Origin of the sequence: Citrobacter sp. Cpo069, assembly GCF_030332785.1 — a bacterium.
Classification (GTDB): domain Bacteria; phylum Pseudomonadota; class Gammaproteobacteria; order Enterobacterales; family Enterobacteriaceae; genus Citrobacter; species Citrobacter portucalensis.
Genome location: NZ_JAOWHD010000062.1, coordinates 151,051 through 174,871 on the forward strand (window position 1 = coordinate 151,051; position 23,821 = coordinate 174,871).

The 23,821-nt window shown below is 51.3% G+C and carries 25 protein-coding genes, 1 rRNA gene and 3 pseudogenes; 20 read left to right on the forward strand and 9 right to left on the reverse strand.

The annotated features are described in order from the left end of the window. The 3 genes from OGY08_RS22550 to OGY08_RS22560 all read left to right on the forward strand — a co-directional run. A partial coding sequence (locus tag OGY08_RS22550) for a heterodisulfide reductase-related iron-sulfur binding cluster (protein ID WP_286565869.1) occupies positions 1-468 on the forward strand: 468 nt, incomplete at its 5' end. A gap of 10 nt (positions 469-478) precedes the next feature. After that, positions 479-1,906, forward strand: coding sequence for a LutB/LldF family L-lactate oxidation iron-sulfur protein (locus tag OGY08_RS22555; protein ID WP_003830092.1), 1,428 nt, complete (start codon positions 479-481; stop codon positions 1,904-1,906). Further along, positions 1,899-2,594: a LutC/YkgG family protein gene (locus OGY08_RS22560; protein ID WP_125363516.1), complete on the forward strand. Its 696-nt coding sequence runs from the start codon at positions 1,899-1,901 to the stop codon at positions 2,592-2,594. The genes OGY08_RS22555 and OGY08_RS22560 overlap by 8 nt, the downstream gene beginning before the upstream one ends. A 49-nt stretch (positions 2,595-2,643) precedes the next feature. On the opposite strand, the pseudogene OGY08_RS22565 reads toward OGY08_RS22560, so the two are convergent. The 3 genes and pseudogenes from OGY08_RS22565 to OGY08_RS22575 all read right to left on the reverse strand — a co-directional run. Then, a pseudogene (locus OGY08_RS22565) lies at positions 2,644-3,057 on the reverse strand (GntT/GntP/DsdX family permease); the annotation flags it as partial. Positions 3,058-3,293: 236 nt separating this feature from the next. Further along, positions 3,294-4,550 (reverse strand): GTPase, encoded by a 1,257-nt coding sequence (locus OGY08_RS22570; RefSeq protein WP_040229904.1) that lies wholly within the window; start codon positions 4,548-4,550, stop codon positions 3,294-3,296. Positions 4,551-4,611: 61 nt separating this feature from the next. Further along, the gene (locus OGY08_RS22575) at positions 4,612-4,977 is read right to left on the reverse strand and encodes a hypothetical protein (protein WP_040229907.1); all 366 of its coding nucleotides are present in this window, start codon (positions 4,975-4,977) and stop codon (positions 4,612-4,614) included. Between the two features lie 175 nt (positions 4,978-5,152). Here OGY08_RS22575 and OGY08_RS22580 point away from each other — a divergent pair, with 175 nt between their 5' ends. Then, entirely contained in the window at positions 5,153-6,811 is a 1,659-nt protein-coding gene (locus tag OGY08_RS22580; protein WP_137397612.1) for a sigma 54-interacting transcriptional regulator, read from the forward strand. A gap of 110 nt (positions 6,812-6,921) precedes the next feature. On the opposite strand, the gene OGY08_RS22585 is transcribed toward OGY08_RS22580, so the two are convergent. The 4 genes and pseudogenes from OGY08_RS22585 to OGY08_RS22600 form a co-directional block, all read right to left on the reverse strand. Next, positions 6,922-7,308, reverse strand: a complete 387-nt coding sequence (locus OGY08_RS22585) for a putative zinc ribbon protein (protein WP_001160600.1) — start codon at positions 7,306-7,308, stop codon at positions 6,922-6,924. Positions 7,309-7,371: 63 nt separating this feature from the next. Further along, positions 7,372-7,721 (reverse strand): annotated as a pseudogene (locus tag OGY08_RS22590) (DUF7828 domain-containing protein); the annotation flags it as partial. Between the two features lie 117 nt (positions 7,722-7,838). Beyond that, positions 7,839-8,045, reverse strand: coding sequence for a helix-turn-helix transcriptional regulator (locus OGY08_RS22595; RefSeq protein ID WP_049855636.1), 207 nt, complete (start codon positions 8,043-8,045; stop codon positions 7,839-7,841). A gap of 89 nt (positions 8,046-8,134) precedes the next feature. After that, a complete protein-coding gene (locus tag OGY08_RS22600) occupies positions 8,135-8,716 on the reverse strand; it encodes an inovirus-type Gp2 protein (RefSeq protein WP_171278907.1) in 582 nt (193 codons plus the stop codon). A 1,198-nt stretch (positions 8,717-9,914) separates the two neighbouring features. Between OGY08_RS22600 and OGY08_RS22605 the strand changes: the two genes are divergently transcribed. From OGY08_RS22605 to OGY08_RS22680, 16 genes and pseudogenes are all read left to right on the forward strand, one after another. After that, on the forward strand, positions 9,915-11,018 hold the full coding sequence (locus tag OGY08_RS22605; protein WP_047660998.1) for a hypothetical protein: 1,104 nt from the start codon (positions 9,915-9,917) through the stop codon (positions 11,016-11,018). A gap of 163 nt (positions 11,019-11,181) precedes the next feature. Next, complete coding sequence (locus OGY08_RS22610) at positions 11,182-12,069, forward strand: GTPase family protein (protein ID WP_047661008.1); 888 nt, start codon at positions 11,182-11,184, stop codon at positions 12,067-12,069. A 205-nt stretch (positions 12,070-12,274) separates the two neighbouring features. Further along, a complete protein-coding gene (locus OGY08_RS22615; RefSeq protein ID WP_047660999.1) occupies positions 12,275-12,676 on the forward strand; it encodes a hypothetical protein in 402 nt (133 codons plus the stop codon). A 96-nt stretch (positions 12,677-12,772) separates the two neighbouring features. Further along, positions 12,773-13,240: a YfjT/YkfB family phage-associated protein gene (locus tag OGY08_RS22620; protein WP_000727137.1), complete on the forward strand. Its 468-nt coding sequence runs from the start codon at positions 12,773-12,775 to the stop codon at positions 13,238-13,240. Positions 13,241-13,430: 190 nt separating this feature from the next. Next, a pseudogene (locus tag OGY08_RS22625) lies at positions 13,431-13,681 on the forward strand (DUF905 family protein). Positions 13,682-13,796: 115 nt separating this feature from the next. Next, a complete protein-coding gene (locus OGY08_RS22630; RefSeq protein ID WP_001234374.1) occupies positions 13,797-14,615 on the forward strand; it encodes a DUF932 domain-containing protein in 819 nt (272 codons plus the stop codon). Next, a complete protein-coding gene (locus OGY08_RS22635) occupies positions 14,615-14,878 on the forward strand; it encodes a hypothetical protein (protein WP_038633754.1) in 264 nt (87 codons plus the stop codon). The genes OGY08_RS22630 and OGY08_RS22635 overlap by 1 nt, the downstream gene beginning before the upstream one ends. A gap of 77 nt (positions 14,879-14,955) precedes the next feature. Next, positions 14,956-15,351: an antirestriction protein gene (locus tag OGY08_RS22640; protein ID WP_052322945.1), complete on the forward strand. Its 396-nt coding sequence runs from the start codon at positions 14,956-14,958 to the stop codon at positions 15,349-15,351. A 52-nt stretch (positions 15,352-15,403) separates the two neighbouring features. After that, positions 15,404-15,889, forward strand: a complete 486-nt coding sequence (radC, locus tag OGY08_RS22645) for a RadC family protein (RefSeq protein ID WP_038642868.1) — start codon at positions 15,404-15,406, stop codon at positions 15,887-15,889. A gap of 11 nt (positions 15,890-15,900) precedes the next feature. After that, positions 15,901-16,122 (forward strand): DUF987 domain-containing protein, encoded by a 222-nt coding sequence (locus OGY08_RS22650; RefSeq protein ID WP_038633763.1) that lies wholly within the window; start codon positions 15,901-15,903, stop codon positions 16,120-16,122. A 22-nt stretch (positions 16,123-16,144) separates the two neighbouring features. After that, the gene (locus OGY08_RS22655) at positions 16,145-16,504 is read left to right on the forward strand and encodes a type IV toxin-antitoxin system YeeU family antitoxin (RefSeq protein WP_038633768.1); all 360 of its coding nucleotides are present in this window, start codon (positions 16,145-16,147) and stop codon (positions 16,502-16,504) included. A gap of 48 nt (positions 16,505-16,552) precedes the next feature. Next, a complete protein-coding gene (locus OGY08_RS22660) occupies positions 16,553-16,930 on the forward strand; it encodes a TA system toxin CbtA family protein (protein WP_040063377.1) in 378 nt (125 codons plus the stop codon). Then, entirely contained in the window at positions 16,927-17,418 is a 492-nt protein-coding gene (locus OGY08_RS22665) for a DUF5983 family protein (RefSeq protein WP_040063379.1), read from the forward strand. Before OGY08_RS22660 ends, OGY08_RS22665 begins: the two co-directional genes overlap by 4 nt. A 29-nt stretch (positions 17,419-17,447) precedes the next feature. After that, the gene (locus tag OGY08_RS22670; RefSeq protein ID WP_047661001.1) at positions 17,448-17,642 is read left to right on the forward strand and encodes a DUF957 domain-containing protein; all 195 of its coding nucleotides are present in this window, start codon (positions 17,448-17,450) and stop codon (positions 17,640-17,642) included. 80 nt (positions 17,643-17,722) lie between these two features. Further along, a complete protein-coding gene (locus tag OGY08_RS22675) occupies positions 17,723-18,571 on the forward strand; it encodes a DUF4942 domain-containing protein (protein ID WP_040229927.1) in 849 nt (282 codons plus the stop codon). Between the two features lie 805 nt (positions 18,572-19,376). Then, on the forward strand, positions 19,377-21,038 hold the full coding sequence (locus OGY08_RS22680) for a fatty acid--CoA ligase (protein ID WP_125363714.1): 1,662 nt from the start codon (positions 19,377-19,379) through the stop codon (positions 21,036-21,038). A 310-nt stretch (positions 21,039-21,348) separates the two neighbouring features. Here OGY08_RS22680 and OGY08_RS22685 read toward each other — a convergent pair whose 3' ends face one another. Together OGY08_RS22685 and rrf are read right to left on the reverse strand one after the other, a co-directional pair. Further along, the gene (locus tag OGY08_RS22685) at positions 21,349-23,070 is read right to left on the reverse strand and encodes a SulP family inorganic anion transporter (RefSeq protein ID WP_125363712.1); all 1,722 of its coding nucleotides are present in this window, start codon (positions 23,068-23,070) and stop codon (positions 21,349-21,351) included. 484 nt (positions 23,071-23,554) lie between these two features. Then, positions 23,555-23,670: ribosomal RNA gene (rrf, locus tag OGY08_RS22690) — 5S ribosomal RNA — on the reverse strand. Positions 23,671-23,821: the final 151 nt, after the last annotated feature.

Below are 23,821 nucleotides of genomic sequence, written 5' to 3' on the forward strand. Positions count from 1 at the left end.
AAAAGCTACCCGACGTATCTGGCCGATGAACCGGAATGGGCGCTGCGTGCTGAGAAAGTTTCCGCGCGTATGCAGGATCTCACCTCCTTTATCGTCAACAAACTGGGTGTGGTGGACGTTGGTGCCAGCCTGCAGGGCCGCGCTGTGTATCATCCTTCCTGTAGCCTGACCCGCAAACTGGGAGTGAAGGAAGAGCCGCTTACGCTGCTGAAAAACGTGCGCGGACTGGAGCTGTTGACGTTTGCCGATCAGGATACTTGTTGCGGCTTTGGCGGGACGTTCTCGGTCAAGATGGCCGAGATATCCGGTGAGATGGTGAAAGAGAAAGTATTACATCTGATGGACGCAAAGCCGGAATTTTTGATTGGCGCAGACGTTAGCTGCCTGCTGAACATTGGCGGTCGACTGCAACGGGAAGGCCAGCCGGTCAAAGTGATGCATATTGCTGAAGTGCTGATGAGCCGCTGAGGGGAAAGAGATGTCGATAAAAACCAGCGATGTAGAATTTAAACTGCGTATTCGTCAGCAGATAGAAGATCCGATTATGCGCAAAGCCGTGGCTAATGCGCAGGAGCGTATCGGCGCGAATCGGCAAAAAATGGTCGATGAGTTAGGCCACTGGGAAGACTGGCGCGATCGTGCCAGCCAGATCCGCGATCACGTTCTGAGCAACCTCGACGCTTACCTGTACCAACTCTCCGAGAAAGTGACGGAAAACGGCGGACACGTCTATTTCGCCAAAACCAAAGAAGACGCCACTCGCTACATTTTGCAGGTCGCGCAGAGTAAAAATGCGCAGAAGGTGGTGAAGTCCAAGTCGATGGTGACCGAAGAAATCGGCGTCAACCATGTGTTGCAGGATGCCGGAATCCAGGTGATCGAAACCGATCTCGGGGAATATATCCTGCAGTTGGATCAGGATCCGCCTTCGCACGTCGTGGTTCCGGCGATTCATAAAGATCGCTACCAGATCCGCCGCGTGCTGAACGAACGTCTGGGGTATGACGGCCCGGAAACCCCGGAAGCTATGACCTTGTTCATTCGTCAGAAGATCCGCGAGGATTTCCTCAGTGCCGAAATCGGTATTACTGGCTGTAACTTTGCCGTGGCGGAAACCGGCTCGGTGTGTCTGGTGACCAACGAAGGCAACGCGCGCATGTGCACCACGCTACCGAAAACGCACATTGCGGTGATGGGCATGGAGCGTATCGCGCCGACCTTTGCCGAGGTGGATGTGCTGATTACCATGCTGGCGCGCAGCGCCGTGGGCGCACGTCTGACGGGCTACAACACCTGGCTGACCGGCCCGCGTGAGGCGGACAACGTTGACGGACCGGAAGAGTTCCATCTGGTGATTGTCGATAACGGTCGCTCGCAGGTGCTGGGCTCAGAGTTTCGCGATGTGCTGCGCTGCATCCGCTGCGGAGCCTGTATGAACACCTGTCCGGCGTACCGCCACATCGGCGGGCACGGCTATGGCTCTATCTATCCCGGCCCTATCGGCGCGGTGATTTCTCCGCTGCTCGGCGGCTATAAAGATTTTAAAGACCTGCCGTACGCCTGTTCTTTGTGCACGGCTTGTGACAGCGTCTGCCCGGTGCGTATTCCGTTGTCAAAACTGATCCTGCGTCATCGCCGGGTGATGGCCGAGGAGGGCATTACGCCGAAAGCCGAGCGACGGGCGATCAAGATGTTCGCCTATGCCAATAGCCATCCGGGGCTGTGGAAAGTCGGGATGATGGCGGGCGCGCATGCGGCGAGCTGGTTTATCAATGGCGGCAAAACCCCGCTCAAGGTTGGCGCGATTGGTGACTGGATGGAGGCGCGCGATCTGCCTGATGCTGACGGCGAGAGCTTCCGCAGCTGGTTTAAGAAACATCAGGCGCAGGAGAAAAAGAATGGATAACCGTACCGCGTTTTTAAACACCATCGCCCAGGCGCTGGGTCGCCCGCTGCGCTTCGAACCGCAAGCGGATGCCGCACTGGTTAACAACTATGCCAACGAGCGCCTGACCGAGCTTAGCCCCGAGCAGCGCTGCTCTGCGTTTATCCAGTTTGCCAGCGAAGTGATGCTGGCCCGCTGCGAACTGACCAGCGAGGACCAGGCCGCAGACGCGGCACTGCGCCTGTGCGAAGAATTGGGTCAGCAGCCGGTGGTGCTGAGCGGCGACAGCCGGCTGGTGGAGCTGGGCATCACCGAACGCTTGCAGCAGGAATGCAACGCCGTGGTCTGGGATCCGGCGCGTGGTAGCGAAAATATTACCCAGGCCGAGCAGGCGAAAGTCGGCGTAGTGTATGCCGAATATGGCCTGACCGAGTCCGGCGGCGTGGTGCTGTTTTCCGCGCCGGAGCGCGGGCGCTCCCTGAGCCTGTTGCCGGAGTCCTCGATTTTCGTGCTGCGTAAAAGCACCATCCTGCCGCGCGTGGCGCAGCTGGCAGAAAAACTGCATCAGAAAGCACAGGCCGGTGAGCGTATGCCATCGTGCATTAATATCATCAGTGGACCCAGCTCGACGGCGGATATTGAGCTTATCAAGGTGGTTGGGGTGCATGGTCCGGTGAAGGCGGTATATCTGATTATTGAGGATTGTTGAGGCAGGATGGAAAACCGCTCTGGCGCTGTGGGCCAGAGCGGTATCGACGTTATGCAATCATGCTGATGATCAACACGATTATCAGGCCAACCACGGAGTTTACCAGCTCCAGCAGACCCCAGGTTTTCAGCGTATCCTTCACCGACAGATCAAAGTAGCCTTTGAACAGCCAGAACGAAGCATCGTTGATATGGGTCAGCGTGTTGGAGCCAGCCGCTGTTGCCAGCACCAGCAACGCCGGGTCGACGCCCACCAGTTGACCGGTTGCCGGGTCGAGGATTGCTGCGCTAATAATCCCCGCCGCCGTCATGGCTGAGACCACGCCCTGACCCGTTGCCAGACGAATCAGCACGGTTATCAACCACGCCATGATGTACGGAGAAATGTTGCCGTGCGACATCAGCATGCCGATGGTATCGCCGATGCCGGTATCGATAATGGTTTGCTTCAGTACGCCGCCTGCCACTGACTGCCGGAGCAGGGACTGCGCTGACTCTGTAAATCCGCCGCTCTGTACGTTGGGATTGTTAATCCGAGTAACTAAGTAACACGCTATACCTTGACTCCTTATGCTTACATGCTTGCACATCGTTACGGCACAAAATTCAACTGTGGCAAAGCAAGTGCGCTGTTGCGTTCTCTTGAGTCCGAAGAAAATGACGAAACCAGGAGCATGCCCCTGGCTTAGTTATATCGACGTTATTTCTGCTCGGCTTTCAGGTGTGCGGTCTCTTTACCCTGCGCCTCTAACTGATTTACCACCCAGTCAAACACGACCTGTGTGCCGATCGGACCATCCTGCGACAAGCGCGGATCAGGGTCAAAGGCCGTTTCAATCACATAGGGGTTCTGAAGGCGTGTTTTGGCGACGTGAACCATCCTATCTTTATCATTCGGGCGCAGCATATCCACCTTGTTCAGACAGACCAACACAGGCTTGCCCTCCGCCTTTAACTTCTCCAGTGTCTGCACATCATGACCTGACACACCACGGTTGACGTCTACCACCAGCAGGAACAGATCGGTATGCTTGATATTATCATTCACCAAGTCATTGACCTCGGAACGCACGTCGTGAAATCCAGGGAAGTTAATAAGTTTAATAGTACCTGTGTGACCAAGGTCATACACCTTAGTATCGGATGTAGAGCCAGCAATAGGATTGATATTGCCGGTATCAACACCGAATACGCTTTTAAAGAGCGCATCTTTGCCGACGGAACCATCTCCCACTACGCTGATAGTCAGGCGTTTTAATACGTTCTGACGCAGCATCGCGATATGTACGATCGCCGGAACCGTCTTACGAAACGCAGGGCCTGCAATTTCTACCGCCAGCCATGCACCGGAAGCTATCCAACCAATTGGCCCCAGGAATGCACCGACACCGCGTACCAGAGCAGCATTTGCCGCAAAGTTGAGGCCATTACCCATCAGCGAGCGGGCCAGCATGTTGGCCAGAATAACGGACATCCGATACACCGCAAAGCCGCCAAACTGGTTCAGCATCACCTGTGAGGCCATTAATGTACCCGCCAGAATTGCCCCCTGATCTTTCTCGGAAAGGTTCATCGAACGCATTAACGCACTGCGTTCTTCATCACTCATTTTTTTCAGTGCATCGGAAAAGAGATGCTGAATGATGAACTCTTCGTTGAGCTCTACCGACATGTTTTTGTTGACCCCTTTAACCTTAAGCTTTTCGCCAACATCACAGACGATTTCTTCATATTCCACACCTTCGCCACTGCGAAACAGGCTGGCAATATCATTGCTGCCCATTTTGCGCAGGTAATGGGCAATTTTTTCAGCATCGGAACGGGTGCTGCTGCGCTCCATCTGTACCTTCAATTCTTCCTTGGTGGTGCTAAGATAGCCAAGCAGTGGCGTAATATCTTCTTTGTTCTGTGCCAGCGAGCGTTGTAATACATCAACGAGTGAAAGAGTTTTGTTCATTATTTTTTCCTTTTAAACAGGTACTGCGCCATACCGCTGCACCTGCGTTCACTGTATAAAGTTAGGCTAATGCCAAGACAAGATTATCGCTACCCGCTACCGGATAAATGGTAATACGCATCTGCGCTAAAGCTGCGCCTGCCGCACTCCCGAGCAGCGCGCCGGTCAACGCGCCAAGCATGCCGCCGCACATCGCCCCCACCACCGTTCCGGTTGCCGCCCCTGCGGCACAAAAAACAATCACACGCCCGGTTGAAGCATCTTTAAACTGAACCGTAATACGGTGCGCTTTGCAGAAATCACGCAGTTCGCTTTCAACGTTTTGCAGCAAGCTAGCCGGGATTTCGAAGCGTGTCCCTTTGGCTTTCACGGCAATAAAGGCTAACAGTTTACTGATCTGGTCTGGACTCGCAATTTGGATATTCATCGTTTTATCTCTTCGTTTGTGTGTAGTGATATAACTAATGCGAATTGCGTGCCAACTTTCAAATAAAAAATTAATCGTTACTTATCAAATAATTATAAATTTCATGTTATGTTGACTTCATTGTCTAGTGATGAAAACATTATTTAATATTTAACTTAATGATGAAATCGACACTGTGGATATTCGAATTATCAATTTTAGCGAAGAGAAACGTCCCGCCGATTTGGCGCTGTATTGGTATCAGGCCGGCTTGAAATCATCCCGCCAACAGACGGTTTCACTTACCGGTGATATCACAGACATGATTTCGCAGGCCGTAATGGATGAATGGAAGCAGGCGCTGAATCTGCTTGTGAAACAGGAAAATATCAAAGCACTGGAGAAAAGATATCCGAACTTTATGCAGTGGATCGCGTTAATTACCGCTCAAGGACCCGGTGTTGTATTACAAAATGAACATAACCTATTTTCCGACTTAGCGATAACGGATCCCTACGATCAGGTTAATGACCGCCTCTTTGTCAGTCAGGCGCGAACTATCGTGACGCGCAAAACGGTTTTTTTGTTGCCAGACAGCTCGCCATCAAGCTCAGCGCTGTATCGGGAGGATGACCGTAACGAATTTATCCGTTCCCTTTCTGCATTCCTCAGCGCAGGAAATACCTCTATTGCACTGGCAAAATCCGGAAATAAAACCGGCGGAGATGTTTCAATTTTCAACACCGTGCTGGCGTCGCTGTTTGCCAGGACTTCGCAATTACGGTTGGATGAAGACACAGGTATTCACATCAAGCATGGCCCCTTGCTTATCGAGGGAGATACCGGCACTGGAAAAAGCGCGGCGGCTAAACATCTGGCTACGAAGATGGGTAAAGCAATGGTTGAAATTAACCTTGCCGCAGTCAGTGAAACATTGCTGGAAACCCGCATGCGGGGATCAACGAAAGGTGCATTTACCGACGCGATCGACAAAAATGGCTTTTTTGAAGAAGCACATAATGGTGTGCTCTTCCTGGATGAATTGCAAAGCGCAAGTTTGGCCTCACAAACACAGTTACTGGATTTATTGTCCGCTATCAGTAACGACGTCTGGATCAGCAAAGTGGGGGAGGATGCGTCGAAGACAAAATACGATGTCAAAGTGGTACTCGCGGTCAATGAGCCTGTCTCGCGCCTGCTGGCCGAAGGTCGGTTACGCCGCGATTTGTTTCACCGTATCCGAGACGTAGTGAAATTCAAATCACTCAACGAGCTGTTTGCTGAGGACCGTGCTCACGCGTTGTTAACACTCATCCTCACGCTCTACCGATGGAAATCCTTTAACCAGCCCGTTTTTGCCAGCGATGGAAAATCGATGCAGGCGCTGTCGCAGCTTTTTACGGTTTATGAAGAGGGTGTTATAGATAAAATATTGTGCGCTCCTTGGCCAGGAAACTTTCGCCAACTAGAACGCTTTGCGTGGGATCTCTTCTTTGTCCTCGGTGACAGAACCAGAGTGACCAACGAGATTATTGACAGTCTGCTCAAAGAGGAAGCAAATCGTATTCCTGCCTCGTTTATTGAAGCACAGCAAATCAACAACGAGCAAACTGCCCCCACAATATTCAGCGAAGTGGAAAACATTATCAAAAAAAACCATTTCAACTTGAAAGCCTCACTGCCTGAACTCGGTGTGTATCGTCTGCGAACCTACAATGCTCTGAAAGGATTCATTCGCGAAAACAGAGCTCAGTTCAGTAAGGGATTTCTGGCTGACTCCAAAATTACGAAGATCATCACCTCCGAGATTGCAGGACGGAAGGGACCTGAAAACTATAAGCCGATCACTTCTTAAGGGCGGGCTGAAATGGTCTGATGAACTGTGACAAACTTCCGGAAATATCACTAAAGCAACTGGCTAGAGCATTAATGTTACCAGCGGTACGTCAACAAAGAATCTGATGTTTATTTTTTGCGCATATGCTGTCCGCACTCCGGACAGCAGCGAATACCATAATCTTCATGCTGACAGAGCACGCAGAAGTAATCCTTTTTTGAAGGCGCTGTGGCGTATATATCATCACGTTCCATCAGTGCATTCACAGCCTGGTCAAAAGTGGATACCGATTTATCCTGGGTAATGCTCCGGTACTCACAATGCGTTAACCTGCGTTCGTCAGCGTCTTCCAAGTTATGTTCGAAATAACCTCCGCTGTCATGCGTCCAGTGCAGACGCAGGGGATTGTTGCAGGAACGGTAGAACCAGATCCCCCGTGAATGCGGAGCCAAATCCCAGAGGTGAGTGACTACGCCCTCGTGGTCAAGGGCGGTACGAATAGTGCGAAATTGCATGGTGTAAATACTGTCATGGGATCCTGATAGCAGGTGGAAGATAACGCAGGTGTATTCTGCGCAACGTTCGGTACTGTGGTCACCGGTACGACAGGGCAGGCAGTAGCGCTCGCTGAAGCAACCAAGGCGGTGCCCGTCGGCCTTGCGTACCAATGGTAACGACGCAGCATGCGTTTCCGTCGCGCCTCCAGCGGCTCACGGGGCACATACGGGCAGTGGCGTCCGTTCTCCGCCAGATCTTCCCATGTGTGCTAGAACCACGGGTGGTTGGAGGCCCATTCAGGGTGGAATGCCAGCGCACTGCTGCAGAGGTGGCAAGAGTAGCGGTCGTAAGGGGAAATCTGTGCAGTGGTGGCGCCTGTAAGAAGCTGATTGCCATCAAGCGCGATAAAAGATTTGGCGTAAGTCGTCATAATATTGGTCCTTTGGCGTATGACGCGCAGGCGTAAACCGTCCCGGGGAGGGCAGCAGTGCAGGTCATATGACTGGTGGCGTTAGATCACACGGGCAATGTGATTACGTTCGATAGATTACTGACGGGACTGAGCAATACGTTGCTGTAGCCAGGCCTCCACTTCGCTTTCAAGCCAGCGAGAGCTACGACCAAGTTTGATGGGTTTAGGGAACTCACCCAATGAAATCAGTTTGTAGAACCATTTGTCGGTTAAGCCGGTCAGTTTTGTGATAAACGCCATATCGACAAACTTGTCGTTAAGAAGGCTGGTTGGGATGGTCATCGTTTTTTCTCCGTTGGTGATAAGGGAGAAGAAGCCAGGTATTCGAATGGTGCAGACTTCTTCAAACGATGACGCACTGGCGTAATTTTTTAGCCGATAACGCGACTCCGGGGTCTGCCTGTTACGGACACTACCGGGACTGCGCTGACTCTGTAAATCCGGCGCTCTGTACGCTGCGACTGTTTACCCAGATAGCTCAGGATGTACTGCATACCTTCCCTTCCTCTGCGATCTGAAAAGTTGATTACTCGTTCACCTCGCACCCGGTAATGTCCCTTAGGCTCACACCGGTGCGCGTAGCCTTCTCCGTCCGTAATGTCCTCCCACAGCAACTGGATGGATTTCCAGAAGCACCAGGCCTTCCGGTGGCTCTGACCATTGATATAAAACGCCGCATGAATGTGGTAACGGTGATCTCCCCCATATTCCATTACCCAGGCATATCCCTCCAGACCAGATATCTCTGCGCATTGCTCAGTCAGCCATGTCATCTCAGCCGCCAGTTGATGAATATCACCATACGCGTATGAATCAGAGTTTTTCCTGTATGCGAAATCCACCCGAAGCATGAGTAATTTCGAATGACAGTCAAATAACCGGTCCTGATGGTTAAATAATACTGACTGAAGAGAATAGTCTGGTTTGTGGTTTGAGTTGATTACGTATTCCATGATAAATATCCCATAACAGTTATTGGTCATGAGATTACGGGAGAGATTAATTTTTTATGCAGAATACCGATTCAGGTTGTCAGCCATGAAAGTATGTTATTGCGTATCATTTTTCACATGTACTGTAACAGTAATTTCTTATTGTAAAATGGAATGAATGTTCATCACACTGGAAAGTCTGACAATCATTATGCTTTACGGCAAATAATAAACAATGATGTTAGTAAACATTGAACGTACCGGGATGTCTGAAAAGAAATCATCATCCGGTAGACGAAGAAATGCTGTACTTACTGAAGAGTCATTATTCCTAGATACAAAGGTGTAAGCAGTTGGACAAGTAACACTTCTTTATAAAATAACATTAATAACCTTAATGTTTCTTTTCACACAATCAGTAACCTCCAGAGAATACGCTCACCACGCAGGTTTAAGTTATTCACGCCATGGTGTTCTAATGATATTAGAACACCATTTCTGTCTTCCCCGACTTGATACCTGTACAGCAGGCATGTGCTCATGAAAGATTTGTATACGCATACTTTTTGACTCCCGGAACGGGTCACCCTGCCACTGTAATATTTACTGCAATAGTATTTTGCCGTTATTTATGCCGGTACGGGCTTTTCTTCCTGATTACTCCCCCGGTATTTTCAGGCACAAAAAACGTGGAAGTAAGAGAGTAATTATTGGTTACTCAGGAAAAACATTCCATGCGCGGCCCGGAAAACATGAAAAAAGGTAAATTCATGACGGGCTAACGTATTTATTTTCGAGGGGAAACTGCATTCTCCCCGGCGATAACAATCAGACCACAGAATGCTCTGCAACTGGATGACAGGATAAGATACTCCCTGACCAGGTAAACACAGTCGGAAAAACAGTCTCGCTGTAAGACGCTGATCGGAAGTAACGGAACACCCTCAGTCGCCTGAAAAGACAGTCAGAATCGTTTTCACCTTAAAATCATGTCATAACAATCTGAAACAACAGAAAAAAACAAACACACAAAAAATGACAAACAAATTATATATAATTCATTTAATTCAATTAATTAAGAGACAATCATAAGCTCTGAATAATGCTTAAAAGGCTATGTTTTACCATGCCGGTTCTGTGATCTAATCACTCTTAATTCAGAGCTTTATACGATATAATTCGGAGGTATAAAAACAGAACCAGTATTCGGGAGAGCAGAATGAGAAGGGACGGACTGAATGATTTTTATGAAGTGAACTTTCTGAGGTTAAGGGAGATAGATGCCACGTATCCATCGGAACCCATACGTTACGTGGACCTGGCTGACATATACAGCTTCATCAGCTTTAAAGATGCAGAATGTGAAAAAATACCGCCTGATAAACTTTCCACTAAAAAAAGAAAAACGCAGGTAACAGATGGCTACGCATGCAATCTTTTGTCGGACATTCTTAAATATGAGAATTCATTACACCCTGGCTCACCCCGTTCTCTCGTGGGAACGCATAAACATTTGAAACTTCATTGCGAAGCAACTCCAGAATATAAAGAGGAACTGAAGAAAAATCTTATTCACAAAGAAGATGTGTTACTTAAAATCCAGAATGAATATGACACAATAAAAAATAAAGCATCCGGAAAAATTTCAATAATCCCGATAAGTTTTCACCTCAATGACGAAACTGGCGGGTTCCTTCAGCACATCACCGATGACTTAACCATGATTAACATGGCCTTTGCCTCGATGATGAGTAAAATAAAACACCGCACAATGTACAGCCGGATAGCAGGACATGTAAGACTGGGCATGCTGGATGAGAATTTTGAGCCTTTCGCCCATGTGTTATTTTTTATTCAGGGCGGGGCTGTCAGTCATGACTTCATAAGGGAAATTATTGAGGTCTGGTACTCATTCATCCCTGAAGACATTGAATGCAGGGCAGGTATTTCTGGCTTCGACTTTAATTTCTTACTCAACTTCCAGCGTGAAGTCATCAACAAACAAAAAAGTTCTCCCACGCCAGGAGGAATAACTTTTTTCATATCCGACATACTGAATCCGTTCCCTGATGTCACTGCACCTGGCTATCGGCGTCATGAACCCTGCACATTATTCTCCCGTCTGCTCAGAAGAACAGAAAGGGAAGATAACATCAACAGAACCCACCGACGACGTCTTGCTGACAGGGAGACAGAAATCAGTGCGACTAAAAAAAAGAGTGGTTATAACAAACTAAAAAACACATCAGCAATTCACAGGGAATATTTTTTAAGAATTGCAAAAAAAGTCAACAAAATTCCTTTTATGCGTACCATAAACTGAATAAACATATCTGCGGGGCGTGCGCCCCTGCTGATATCTGAATAAAATGCTATATCCGCATTTTTAAATTTTTCTCAGTTATATATCACCTCAGTGAATTCCCTCCCGTTTACTTCAGTCAGGCCATCCCCACCGGATGGCCTTTTATTATGCCGAGGCTTATATGAAACATCCTTCGGGCTATGCCCTTATCCGTCGCCATCTGCGGCGCTATCCCCGTATTCTGCGGCAGCATCTTCTCCGGGAGCTCAGCCGCCTCGTCGCGTATGAACCCGTGATTGGCATCATGGGCAAGACCGGCGTCGGCAAATCCTCGCTGTGTAATGCGTTGTTCCGGAGTGAAGTCTGTGCGGTGAATGCCGTGGAGGCCTGTACCCGTCAGCCTCAGCGTGTACGTCTGCGCTTCGGTAACCATTACCTGACGCTGGTGGATTTACCCGGTGCGGGAGAGAGCATCAGCCGTGACAACGAATACCGTGAGCTGTACCGCGAACTCATGCCACAACTCGATATGGTGCTGTGGGTGCTCAAGGCCGATGACCGCGCATTCTCGGTGGAAGAGCTTTTTTATCAGGAGGTATTCGCACAATACAGCGGACCGCTGCCACCGGTGTTATGGGTCCTCAACCAGGTGGATAAAACCGAACCTGCAGCGCACTGGAACTGGTTATCGGCGCAGCCATCAGCATTGCAGGCTGAACGTATTATACAGAAACAACAGACCGTGGCCCGTCAGATGGGAACAGCAGAGACGAATATTCTTCCGGTGTCAGTCAGGGGGCGGTACCACCTTCCCCGTCTGGTGGAGGCGATGATTACCCGTCTCCCAAAGCAGGCCCGCAGCCCGCTGGTGCCTCACCTGCAAAGCGGGTACCACACCCCCGGCATTATCACTACCGCCCGCAACAGCTTTGGCGATGCCGTGGTGGAAGTGATTGACGCAGTCATCGACCTGGCCCCGTTGCCACAGGCTGCACGTTACGCGCTCCAGACCGTCACACACACCGTGGCCCGAGCGGCCCGGACCGTCTGGTCCTTCTTCTTTGGCTGACTTCCACATCGATTAGCCTGTCTTCCGTTTCGATAAATAATTTTGCCCTGTCACGATCGATTTTGTCGATCGACCCGATCGGTTTTATTCATTATCCCTGGTAAATATCCGGTTATAGAATTCCTCAGGGATACTGTATTCAGCCATTTACTGATTAAAAATCAATGCGATGAATCGCAGGAGCGCATTCGTCCGGAGAAAAGTAATGAAAAGGTTTTTTATGATACTAACCACCAGTCTGTTGTTCACCTCACTTCCTTCCCTGGCCGCCAGTGATACGCCCGTTACAGTGAAGGTCAGCCATGCCGGTCCTGAGTGCTATGGCTGCGTCTATGTCACCGTGACAGCAAAAACCGACACCGTTCTGATAAAGAAAATCGATGTTAACCGGGGAAAATGTCCGATGCTGACACACCGAAAAATAGCCTACAGGGGCCGGAACGTGGACGGCTGGTGGCCCACAGATAAACCGTTCACACCCCGTAAAATGACCTTCGCTGAGAGTGTCTTCTGGAAATTTGGTCACACTTTGGATTTTGGTAAAGCCTGCAATTTTGTTGAGGCCCGGGTGTTCACCGATCAGGGCACATTCACCGTCAGCCAGTGATATCGCCAGTATCACTTATCAGCCCTCTTTCTTAACGCGTCTCAATGTCTTCAGGAGAGACCCGTATCGTCTTAACCATCACCCTCAGGGAATACTATGAAAAAGAAAATACTGCTTTTCACTCTTCTGATATCTGCTCTGACTCCGGCAGTGTCACAGGCCTTCGGTAACCGTGATACCTGGGCCAGCGGCTGGGGTCAGGGCGTGTCTGAGTTTGTAATTCTGGGGAAAGGACAGTCACAGCTTTACCTGACCTGCGAAGACACCGGCTCACAAGCGGCCACCCTGACCTTCACCGACGCAAACGGTCATCAGGTCAGGATGGATAACGGCCAGTCGCTGGACATGAAAATTGACGATGAGGAGCCTGTCAGCGTCAGTGACAGCGAGTCACATGTGGGCTCAGACAACGTGGCATGGGCATGGGATAAACTGCGCACCGGTAAGCGGGTCATTGTGTCCGGGGAGGGCGTAAAGGCAGCCGTGTTTACGCTTAACGGTGCGGGGAAGGTCCTTCCCGCGTTCGGGGACAGCGGCTGTCTGCCGAAATATGCCCTGCCGTAATAAAGACAGGTAACGCCTTTTTTCTGAATTCATTCACGCTCACGACAACAGGAACCTCAGTCCATGACGCATATCCCGGTTCAGGCAGCACACACCCGCCAGCCCTGACCACTGCATCAGTATTTCACACCGCCGACGCCCTGCTCATTTGAGCGGGGCGTTTTCTTTTGTTTCTCATCAGGGATCAGATATGCAGACCACTGATAATGCGTCGCTGCCACCCGGCCCCTTCACCCGCCGACAGGCGGAAGCCATGGCCGCACGCTATCTCAACGTCACCGTCGAAGACGACCAGGGCCCCATTTTCGTCTGGTCATCCGCGACTGCCGTGGCATGCTGATATGGCGGGACTGGAATTTTGCCCCGCAGGCCGGAGAGATGCTGAACCGCTATCTCATCAGCGACGGTATTCCTGTGTCACCACAGCCACTGAGCCACTGAGCGGCGAAGTCCTGCTCATTTTTCAACAGAACACAGTCCCCCACAGGCCATGCACCTTCCGGAGCATGGCCTTTCTGCTTTTATGCCCTTTAACCCGATATCAGAGGTATTAACCATGCGCTTAGCCAGCCGTTTTGGTGCGGCCAGTCTCGTACGCCGCGACCGCCCACTGACCCGTGATGAACTGGCACACTATGTGCCCAGCGTATTCAGTGAAGAAAAGCACGAATCACGCTCAGAACGTTATACGTATATCCCGACCATCACACTGCTTGATAATCTGCAGCGGGAAGGCTTCCAGCCGTTCTTTGCCTGCCAGACCCGCGTTCGCGACCTGAATAAACGCGACCACACAAAGCACATGCTGCGTCTGCGGCGTGAGGGGCAAATCACCGGTAAACAGGTCCCCGAAATCATCCTGCTTAACAGCCACGACGGCTCCAGCTCATACCAGATGCTGCCGGGCCTGTTTCGCTTTGTCTGCCAGAACGGACTTGTCTGTGGCGAAACCTTTGGTGAGGTTCGCGTACCGCACAAGGGGAATGTGGTGGATAAAGTCATTGAAGGGGCTTATGAGGTGCTGGGGATATTTGACCGGGTGGAGGAGAAGCGGGATGCCATGCAGTCACTGCTACTTCCTCCGCCGGCACAGCAGGCGTTTGCCAGAGCCGCCCTGACGTACCGCTTTGGGGAAGAGCACCAGCCGGTGACGGAAGCACAGATTCTGTCTGCGCGACGCTGGCAGGATGAAAGTTCCGACCTGTGGACCACCTACCAGCGTATCCAGGAAAACCTGATTAAAGGCGGTCTGCCGGGCAGAACAACGAAAGGTAAACGGGCCCACACCCGTGCGGTTAACGGCATTGACGGCGACGTGAAGCTCAACCGCGCCCTGTGGGTAATGGCGGAAAGCCTGCTCGGGAGCCTGAAGTAATGCAGTGTATTCCTGGCGGCGTGATTCAGGTTTCGCCACATCCGTTCTCCCTGATCAGTGAGCAAAGCTGCCGCTCCATCTCTGATGACGACCTGTGCGCCTGGTGCTCTCACCTTCTTTATCGTCCCGGTGAACTCAGCCAGTGCGGCATAAGTATCCCTGAGGGGCACTGGCCTTCACGCTGTGATGATGATGGCTATGTGCAGTTCTGTCCGTCACTTTGTCACAACAACCCACATGAAAATACAAAGGAAATCAAATGAACAACATACTCACCCTGACCAGTCCGGTGACTGAATCTCTCACCTCACCACGTACTGATACAGACCGCATCGAATGCATGCCCGTACCCGATGAACAGCGTGCCGCCTTCTGGCCGCAGCAGTTTGGCAGCATACCGCAGTGGATAACCCTTGAACCCCACATTTTTGGCTGGATGGACCGGTTTTGCAGGGACTACAGCGGCGGGATATGGAATTTCTTTACCCTCAGCAATGGCGGTGCATTTATGGCCCCGGAGAACGAAAACGATGAGAAATGGACACTGTTTAACAGCATGAACGGTAACGGCGCAGAGATGAGCGCTGAGGCTGCCGGGATAGCCGTCTGCCTTATCGCTTACAGTCATCACGCCTGCCGCACCGAATGCGATGCCATGACGGAGCACTATTATCGCCTGCGGGACTATGCCCTGCTGCACCCGGACTGCCACGCAATTATGCGTATCATTGATTAGGGGAATAACCATGACGAATCCGGCCCCCTTACCCACGTCATCGCAGCCTGATATGTTCCCGTCACTGACCTCACCACACCAGGAAGTCCCCCTGTCCCCGTATGCCCGGCGAACGTTACGGCGGGCAATGAACCTGCTGGAGCGCCAGTTGCGTGAACCCGGTGTGGCCTTCACCTCCGCCGGTGCCACCCGGGACTGGCTGCGTCTGCGCCTGGCAGGGGAAGAGCGCGAAGTGTTTATGGTGCTGTTCCTCGACAACCAGAACCGCCTCATTGCCCACGAGATACTGTTCACCGGCACTATCAGTCATACCGAAGTCCATCCCCGGGAAGTGGTGAAAGCCGCCCTGAAACATAACGCAGCCGCCGTCATCGTTGCCCATAACCATCCGTCAGGCCTGGCGGAGCCCAGCCAGGCTGACCGCCGCCTCACGGAACGTCTTAAGCAGGCACTGGACCTGGTGGATATCCGCCTGCCGGACCATCTGGTGGTTGGCGGCATGGAAGTAGTGTCATTCGCTGAACGCGGCTGGCTGTAAGGAGAGCAGCGATGAAGATTATCAGCAAACGTCAGGCGATGGCGCTATATCGCCAGCATCCTGAGTCCAGGCTGTTTCGCTTCTGTTCCGGAAAATACGCCTGGTCCGGCAGCGTCTGCCACTATGCAGGGAAGGAGGTCCAGGATATCAGCGGCGTCCTGGCCGTGTTCGCTGAACGTCGCCAGGACCGCAACGGCCCGTATGTCGTTCTGCGCAGCGTCACCCTCAGTTAACTCATATTCAAGGAGCACGACCTTGTTGAATAAAACACTGCCGGCAAATCATCATATTTCTGAACCGTGGTGGGGACTGAAACGTAATATCACCCCGTGCTTCGGTGCACGGCTGGTACAGGAAGGCAACCGGCTGCATTATCTGGCCGACCGCGCCAGCATCACCGGGACATTCACCGACGCGGATTTGCGCCATCTCGACCAAGCGTTTCCGGTACTGCTGAAGCAAATGGAACTGATGCTGGTTTCCGGCGAACTCAGTCCCCGCCATCAGCACTGCGTCACGCTGTATGCAAAGGGACTGACCTGCGAGGCTGACTCACTCGGATCGCATGGCTATATCTATATAGCGATTTATCCGACACCATCAGTAACGTCATAACCCCCGCAACACCTTTCTTTTTACCCCTTCAACAACGAGATACCCCTTATGCAAACACAACCCGTATCCCCGGCACGGGAGGCTTCTCCACGTCTGTCACCCGTGGAGATTTGGCAGCGACTTCTGAGCCACCTGCTGGATCATCACTACGGTCTGGCGCTAAACGACACGCCGTTTGGCAACGACGACGTGATTCAGGAGCACATTGACGCCGGTATTTCCCTGTGTGATGCCGTCAATTTTATCGTCGAAAAATACGATCTGGTACGCACTGACCGTTACGGATCCAGCACTACAGAGCAGTCACCGCTTATCAGCAGTATCGATATTCTCCGCGCCCGTAAGGCCTGTGGACTGATGACACGTAACGGCTACAGAGCGGTGACAGATATCACTACAGGCAAATACAGCAAGATGACCCGATGAAGCTGTCTCTCAACGTGGAAGCTGATGCCATCAACGTTCTGGCCCTCAACATGGGGCGTATCGCAGTGGATGTCGATGGTATTGAATTGTCCGAACTGATCGCCGCGGTAAACCAGAACGGCTGCTCACTGCGGATCGCGGATGAACCTGGGAAGATCGCCGTTGAATTCCCACGGCCCCCTTTTACATCATTACCGGGGATGTGCTGCAGTACTGCGCACCTCACGGAGGAAGACAATTCACTGTTGTACGCCCTGTCACATCAGCGCGAAGACTTCGGCGAGTCGGAATGGATTATGTACACTGGTTCAGGTTATCTGATTCGCCTGTATGCCTGGTCGTTTCCGGTATTACGGCTCAAACGCCTCGGACTGTCGAAAGCCTGCCGCCGGTTAGTGATAACGCTTATCCGTCGCTACGCCGTTGGCATTGTTCATCTGGATGCCTTTGGCGAAGTGCTGCCCGGCTTTGACGTTTTCGACTGGTAACCCCACCTCAATCACCACAAGGTTTTCACATGCCAGAATTAACCACTGAAACCGCTCTCGATATTTTGATTTGCTTGCTGCAGGACAACATCTGTTGCGACAGCGGGATTATCTTCGATAACGACGAAGTAAATACCGATTCAGCCGTGCTGTTGCCATGGATTGAACAGGCACTCAGGGATGTTCGCGATCTTCAGCGTCTGCAGCAGACCAGTACAGATTAATTACCTGTCCGTACTCATCACTTACCCATAAGCGCCAGCCCTCACCGACTGGCACTTTGCTTTATATAAGGAAATAAATGATGTCAGACCTTACTCTTAACGAACCCGAAGTATTAACCGGCCACACAGACGTTATTTGCTCCACCAGCATTGAGCGCATCGTCACCGGACGTAATGCGGCGCTGGCGCAGATTGAAGTGCTCATGCAACAACTTAGCGATATTGCAACACTGACCCGCAGTATTGGCGGTAAAACCGCTCTGGACTGGGCCATGAAGCAGGAATTCCGCCGTGGTTGCTGGTTGATGGAAAAACCAGAAACAGCGATGAAAGCCATTACCCGTAATCTCGATCGTGGTATATGGCGCGATTTAATGAAAAAGTCAGGGATGCTTTCCATCATGGACGCTCAGGCTCGTGATCAGTGGTACAGAAATCTTGGGGGGGAGAACATTCCTGCAGTCAGCGAAGCCAACATTCTGAGCACTTTTGAGCAACTGTATCTGAATAAAGGTGATGTGTTTGAGCGGGGTGTCATTAACGTCTTCAAAGGGTTGAGCTGGGATTTTAAGACGAACAGCCCCTGTAAATTTGGAGGGAAAATCATCGTCAGTGGGCTAGTCAAATGTGACCGGTGGGGATTTGGGCTTCTCTGGGGCTGGCAACGCGATCGGTTAGCTGACCTTGAGCGGATGCTGATGCTTCTGGACGGAAAACCGGTTCCCGACAACCGTGCCGACGTCACCCGTCGTCTCGCCAATCATATCCATGAAAACAGGCACAGCAATCGTTACGAGGATGAGATGTTTGCAATCAAATACTTTCAGAAGGGAACTGCTCATATCACCTTTAAGCGGCAAGAACTGGTCGATAAGCTGAATGACATCATCGCACGTCACTACCCTGGAATGCTGGCATCCGGACAGTAATCAGGGGCCTGCACATATGTGAAATGTCAGTATCAGTGCAGAGTTAAACAAACCCCTTGCCAGGTTCGCCTGCTTATGGACAATATGATACTGACGTTCCTGGTGCTTTTCTTCTGGTGGTTTGTTACTGGATTCTGTAACGCACCAGGAGCGTCACCAGACAAAGGACCATCATAAAGTATCAACACATCAGCCTGAGGCGAGTATCCCACTTATCGTCACCGATTCGGGTTTCGGATTCATACCAATCGGGAATGAGGGTACAAATGAGGGCATAAATATAATCACATCAAAAATTTTACTTATAAATCATAAAGATAAAACAAAAGATCGATTCCGAGTCCGGCACCACTATTTAGAAGAACCCGCCTATGGCGGGTTTTTTGCTTTCTGGGCTCCGCGAGATTTCTTATCGTTCTGCCAACAGCGACTCCTACCCCACCTCATCACGACACTTAAACCTTTCACTGGAACCACGATGGTACTGCAAAAAATATAGCGGTATCAGGCACACCTCTTTGTCTGGCGTGCTTATCCATAGGCCAGATTTGAGTAATTTATCTGAACAACCTTGGGCACAATACTGTTGCGGGAGCGCCAGGTCGCGCCGCATTTCATTGATAAGCTCGCTGAAGGTCGCCCCCCCCCCTCTTCCAGATGGCGTTGTAGGGTACGCACATTCATCCCCAGGGGCTGGAGTTGGTGCGCCGCCTCGACATCTGAAGCAAACGCCAGGGAGTAAATACCAACCTTCATCTACAATTGCCGTCATACCGAGCAAATAATGAGTCAACGAGGAACCTGGATAGTGAAAACAAGAGTCATACAGTCAGCGCAGGGAGCCCATGCCTATCCGCTGCTGATCAAGAGCTTGCTGCTGTCGGGTGGGCGTTCTCATCCCGAGCGAGAAATCGTCTACGCCGACAAGCTGCGTTACGACTATCGCACCCTCAAACAGCGCATCCATCGCCTGGCAAACATGCTGACAGCGGCCGGTGTCATGCCTGGAGACACCGTAGCCCTGCTAGATTGGGACAGCCATCGCGCCCTCGAGTGCTTCTTCGCGGTACCTATGATTGGTGCCGTGCTACACACGGTGAACGTCCGCTTCTCGGCGGACCAAATCGCTTACACCATGAATCATGCCGAGGACAACCTGGTACTGGTGCACGACGACTTCTTGCCGGTTGTCGAGTCACTGGCAGAGACGCTAACCACTGTCCGGGGATACATCCAGCTTAGCGACGAAGAATCGAAGACAACCAGCCTGCCGGTGCTGGGGGAATATGAGACCCTGCTGACCGCAGCGGGAGATCGCTTTGACTTCCCCGACTTCGATGAAAACTCGGTAGCGACCTTGTTCTACACCACTGGAACCACGGGCAATCCCAAGGGGGTCTACTTCAGCCATCGTCAGCTGGTCCTGCACACGCTCAATGAGCTGGGTCTCCTGGCAGCCCACGAGGGACAGTCGCTGCTACGATCGAACGATGTCTATATGCCGATCACTCCTATGTTTCACGTGCACGCCTGGGGCGCTCCCTATGTCGCAACAATGCTGGGTGTGAAGCAGGTCTACCCCGGTCGTTACGAACCCAACAAGCTGGTGCGGTTCTATCACGATGAGGGTGTAACCTTCTCGCACTGTGTGCCAACCATCTTGCAAATGATCCTCGAGTGCGACGAAGCCACACGGACCGATCTGTCAGGATGGAAGATGTTGCTGGGTGGCAGTTCACTGTCCCTTGGACTGGCGACACAGGCCCATCATAAGGGCATACGCATTCACGCTGGCTATGGTATGTCTGAAACCTGTCCCCTGCTCTGTATGACCCACTTAAGCGATGCCGAGCTGGCCCTTCCCATGGATGAGCAGTTACCCTTGCGGATTCGAACCGGCCTGCCTGTTCCGTTGGTGGATCTGCGTATCGTTGATGGCGAAGGTCGGGAGGTAGTGCACGACGGCGAAGCCCTGGGTGAAATAGTGGTGCGAGCCCCTTGGCTGACTCAGGGCTACCTGAAGGAACCCGAGAAAGGAGCTGAGCTATGGAATGGCAGTTGGCTGCATACCGGCGACATTGCCTCTATCGATCCCCATGGGATAGTGGAAATCAAGGATCGCATCAAAGACGTAATCAAGACGGGCGGTGAGTGGATAAGCACGCTGGAGCTGGAGAGCCTCATCAGCTCACACGCGGCGGTCAGGTCGGTAGCCGTCGTCGGGATACCTGATGAACAGTGGGGCGAACGCCCCCTGGCTCTGGTGGTTTGCAAGGAAGGAGAAGACCTGGAGCCGCAGGCCATAGCGGCACATCTGCAAGGATTCGTCGACCGCGGCCACATCACTAAATGGGCGATCCCACGGCAGATAAGGATAGTCCCGGAAATTCCCAAAACCAGCGTCGGCAAGATCAACAAGCGCTTGATCCGCGAGCTCGAAGCCAGCAATGGGAAGGAAAGCATTTAAGCGATCTGTCGCATTCATAGCGTAAGGTTAACAACAGTCACACTGCTTATATTTCAGGTAGCATGTCGGTATCAATGCTCTGCCGGGGATCTCACCGTCCCCGCGCGGATGCTGATCGCCCTTTAGCAAATGGGTGCCTGGGCATGTTCATCGCCACAGGCACCTCGGGCCCGGCGTTATGTTGATTCGGCAAAATCAGTTTACGGGCTGATTTCCTTGCTTTGTGGATTCCGATCAATGTCAGGTCCTGCTGGACGAAAAATCCGCCCCCAGACCTTCCATCCAGCCTGATCACTTACCTAAATCTGCATTATTCAACAACGCCAGATTCACCCTCACTCATGCTTTCTTTGCTTTGAATGAACCGGAGCGCCAAATAAAGGTCTGGTGCCAGAATCATGTCGTCATCTTTCATTGTCGGTCGACTCTCCTTAAACCAGCGTGTTAACTCCGTTTTTCGGCCCGCAAGAATTAACTTAATCTGCCGCCCCTTCAGGTCCCGTTTTAACTCATTAATGGTTGCCAGAACGCTGATATCTGAATAGGTAAAGCAAGAAACGGCGTCAATGACCACCCATTTAGGTTGTAGTACTGCACCATCGACTAAATTTAAAACGCGGCGCTTAAAATAGGCCACATTAAAATAGGTCAGCGGTGAGTTAAATCGGTACATCAACACGCCAGGGATCATTTTCACATCAGTTGAATTACCTAATGAGTGAATCATTCCATGTTCGTCAATTCCCAATAAGTGTTCAGTAGGACGAAAAACTGTGCGCAGGAACTGCAACAGACCCAGCAATACCGCAAGGCCAATCCCCTGAATAACACCAATAATCAGAACACAGCCAAAGGTGAAGAACGCCAGGCGAAATGCGGGTTTATTTCTTCGCCTCAGGTTCCAGAGTCCGCGTAAATCAATTAATGACCACGATGCATAAATTAGAACAATGCCTAATGCAGATACCGGAATAAATTGTAATGGCTGGGTGAAAAATACCACGACGATTCCAATGATTAAGGCAGCAACAACGGAAACAAGCTGGCTTTTCCCTCCAGAGGAATCATTTACCGCAGTCCGGGAATCGGCTCCGCTAATCGCAAACCCCTGAGATAAGCCAGACATTAGATTCGCGACACCCAAAGCCCTGAACTCAGCATCAGCATTTATTTCGTATCCGTTTTTTGCGGCAAAACTGCGAGCGGTTAGCATCAGGCTAACAAAACTGACTAACGCCAGGTTCAGCGCAGGGATCAATAAATCACGCGCCAGACCAGGCTGAAACGATCCCCAGTGAACGACGGGCAAACCAGACTGAAAGCCCGATCCCCCAATAGTGGCAATCCCATACTGCTGCGCAGATGTAATCCATACCAGCGCCGTTGTTATCACAATAGCAATCAACGGTGCTGGCCATTGGCTACGAAACGTTTTGATAGCTATTAAAATCGCTAACGTTAGGATGGAGATACCTAAGGTTAATAAATGAATTTCTGAGAGTCGGCCAGGCAGGGCAATGATCTTCTCAATCACTTGCTCTTCATCAAGCGTAATCCCCAACACCTTACCGAGTTGCCCGACAATAATCGTCACGGCAACCCCGTTAAGCAGACCCGTTAGAATGGGATGCGAAAGCAAGTCAGCAAGCGCACCCAGGCGAAATTTACTGGCAAGCAGGCACCATCCCCCCATCATCACAGTCATGACAATTGTCAACTGCCAGTGAAGTTCTGGGTTTCCGGCAGAAAGAGGAACCACAACGGCCGCAATCACCGCGCAGGTCGTGGCATCAGGACCAACAATCAATTGGCGGGAAGAACCAAACAGCGCATAAGCTAGCATTGGCAAAACGCAGGAATATAACCCGACGATAGCCCCGACTCCCGCCAACTCAGCGTAAGCAATCGCAATCGGTAGTGCTACGGCAGCAACGGATAACCCGGCTTTAACATCATGTTTTAGCCAGCTTTTATCGTACGCTAATAAATTTTTTAGCCCCGGCATGTAGTTTAATACCATTTTTCCGAACACTTTATTCTCCGGATAGACCCTTACTTATAGATAAAGGTACACGTAACTGTCGCAGGCGATCCTGATATTTTCGGGAGGTAATACAGAAAATTCAGATTGGGGGTTTACCGCATATACCGCAGGATGGCTTGTGTTATGGAGGCTCAGGATATAGCTTTGCACCCGATGGTGCGGTGTTGTGATGTGCCTGATGCGCTGCGCTTATCAGGCCTACAAAATACGTTCAGCCCGGCCCCTGCAAGCCGGATAAGGCGGCACGCCGCACAGACGCAAAAAAGCCCATCCGTCAGGATGGGCTTCTTCACTTTAATTAATGCCTGGCAGTTTATGGCGGGCGCCCTGCCCGCCACCCTCCGGGCCGTTGCTGCGCAACGTTCAAATCCGCTCCCGGCGGATTTGTCCTGGGCAGGAGAGCGCTCACCGACAGACAACAGATAAAACAAAAGGCCCAGTCTTTCGACTGAGCCTTTCGCTTTTATTTGATGCCTGGCAGTTCCCTACTCTCGCATGGGGAGACCCCACACTACCATCGGCGCTACGGCGTTTCACTTCTGAGTTCGGCATGGGGTCAGGTGGGACCACCGCGCTACAGCCGCCAGGCAAATTCTGTTTATCAACACGCTTTTGCATGTCAATCTAATCTGTAATCAAACTGAATCTTGTGTCTGTCTTTCGCCAAAACATCTTCGGCGTTGTAAGGTTAAGCCTCACGGTTCATTAGTATCGGTTAGCTCAATGTATCGCTACACTT

Coding starts and splice junctions, on each gene's coding strand:
- OGY08_RS22555 (WP_003830092.1), top strand. CDS start 479: ATGTCGATAAAAACCAGCGATGTAGAATTTAAACTGCGTATTCGTCAG.
- OGY08_RS22560 (WP_125363516.1), top strand. CDS start 1,899: ATGGATAACCGTACCGCGTTTTTAAACACCATCGCCCAGGCGCTGGGT.
- OGY08_RS22570 (WP_040229904.1), bottom strand. CDS start 4,550: ATGAACAAAACTCTTTCACTCGTTGATGTATTACAACGCTCGCTGGCA.
- OGY08_RS22575 (WP_040229907.1), bottom strand. CDS start 4,977: ATGAATATCCAAATTGCGAGTCCAGACCAGATCAGTAAACTGTTAGCC.
- OGY08_RS22585 (WP_001160600.1), bottom strand. CDS start 7,308: ATGCAATTTCGCACTATTCGTACCGCCCTTGACCACGAGGGCGTAGTC.
- OGY08_RS22595 (WP_049855636.1), bottom strand. CDS start 8,045: ATGACCATCCCAACCAGCCTTCTTAACGACAAGTTTGTCGATATGGCG.
- OGY08_RS22600 (WP_171278907.1), bottom strand. CDS start 8,716: ATGGAATACGTAATCAACTCAAACCACAAACCAGACTATTCTCTTCAG.
- OGY08_RS22605 (WP_047660998.1), top strand. CDS start 9,915: ATGAGAAGGGACGGACTGAATGATTTTTATGAAGTGAACTTTCTGAGG.
- OGY08_RS22610 (WP_047661008.1), top strand. CDS start 11,182: ATGAAACATCCTTCGGGCTATGCCCTTATCCGTCGCCATCTGCGGCGC.
- OGY08_RS22615 (WP_047660999.1), top strand. CDS start 12,275: ATGAAAAGGTTTTTTATGATACTAACCACCAGTCTGTTGTTCACCTCA.
- OGY08_RS22620 (WP_000727137.1), top strand. CDS start 12,773: ATGAAAAAGAAAATACTGCTTTTCACTCTTCTGATATCTGCTCTGACT.
- OGY08_RS22630 (WP_001234374.1), top strand. CDS start 13,797: ATGCGCTTAGCCAGCCGTTTTGGTGCGGCCAGTCTCGTACGCCGCGAC.
- OGY08_RS22635 (WP_038633754.1), top strand. CDS start 14,615: ATGCAGTGTATTCCTGGCGGCGTGATTCAGGTTTCGCCACATCCGTTC.
- OGY08_RS22640 (WP_052322945.1), top strand. CDS start 14,956: ATGCCCGTACCCGATGAACAGCGTGCCGCCTTCTGGCCGCAGCAGTTT.
- radC (WP_038642868.1), top strand. CDS start 15,404: ATGTTCCCGTCACTGACCTCACCACACCAGGAAGTCCCCCTGTCCCCG.
- OGY08_RS22650 (WP_038633763.1), top strand. CDS start 15,901: ATGAAGATTATCAGCAAACGTCAGGCGATGGCGCTATATCGCCAGCAT.
- OGY08_RS22660 (WP_040063377.1), top strand. CDS start 16,553: ATGCAAACACAACCCGTATCCCCGGCACGGGAGGCTTCTCCACGTCTG.
- OGY08_RS22665 (WP_040063379.1), top strand. CDS start 16,927: ATGAAGCTGTCTCTCAACGTGGAAGCTGATGCCATCAACGTTCTGGCC.
- OGY08_RS22670 (WP_047661001.1), top strand. CDS start 17,448: ATGCCAGAATTAACCACTGAAACCGCTCTCGATATTTTGATTTGCTTG.
- OGY08_RS22675 (WP_040229927.1), top strand. CDS start 17,723: ATGTCAGACCTTACTCTTAACGAACCCGAAGTATTAACCGGCCACACA.